General features: G+C 59.8%; 1 pseudogene. It reads left to right on the top strand.

Annotated elements, in window-relative coordinates:
* Positions 1-666 (top strand): annotated as a pseudogene (locus CRJ00_RS18725) (IS110 family transposase); the annotation flags it as partial.

Raw genomic sequence — 666 nt, 5'->3', positions numbered from 1 at the left:
CGGCCGCCAGACCAAACAGGTCCCCGGACGGAAGACCGATGTAAAGGACTGCCAATGGATCCAGCAGCTGCACAGCTATGGACTGCTGAACCGCTGCTTTGTGGCCGAAGGGGACCAAAAGGAGATCCGCAGCTACCTGAGGCTGAGGGAGGACCTGCTGCGGAACGCCGCCATGCATGTCAACCACATGCAGAAGGCCCTGGTGGAAATGAACATCAGGCTTCCCGAGGTACTGAGCCAGATCCATGGAGCAAGCGGTATGGCCGTCATCGGTGCCATCCTGTCGGGCGAGCGCGATCCTGGTGTCCTGCTGTCCCTGTGCCATACCAGGCTGCGCAGGACCAAGTCCCAGGAGATCCTTGCCGCCCTGGAGGGTTTCTATACAGAAAGGGGTGTGTTCGCCCTAAGGATCGCCCATGAGGCCTATCTGTTCTACATGAAGCAGATTGCCGAATGTGACCATAAGCTGGAAGCCCTGCTGCAGAAGGGCGGCGATGGCGGCAAAGGGACCCAGTCAGGGCCCAGGAAACCGATACGGCACAACAGGCCGGACATCAGGGACCTTGGCGCCCATCTGCTGGACCTCTTCCAGGGCAGGGATGCCACCATATTGCCCGGGATCACGGACTATACCTGGATGCAGATCTACAGCGAGACGGGAAACGA

The sequence above is a fragment of the Sphingobacterium sp. 1.A.4 genome (assembly GCF_002734245.1).
GTDB classification, from domain to species: Bacteria; Bacteroidota; Bacteroidia; order Sphingobacteriales; family Sphingobacteriaceae; genus Sphingobacterium; species Sphingobacterium tenebrionis.
Note: the sequence above shows the minus strand (reverse complement) of the source record. Positions and strands in the feature narration are given on the sequence as shown.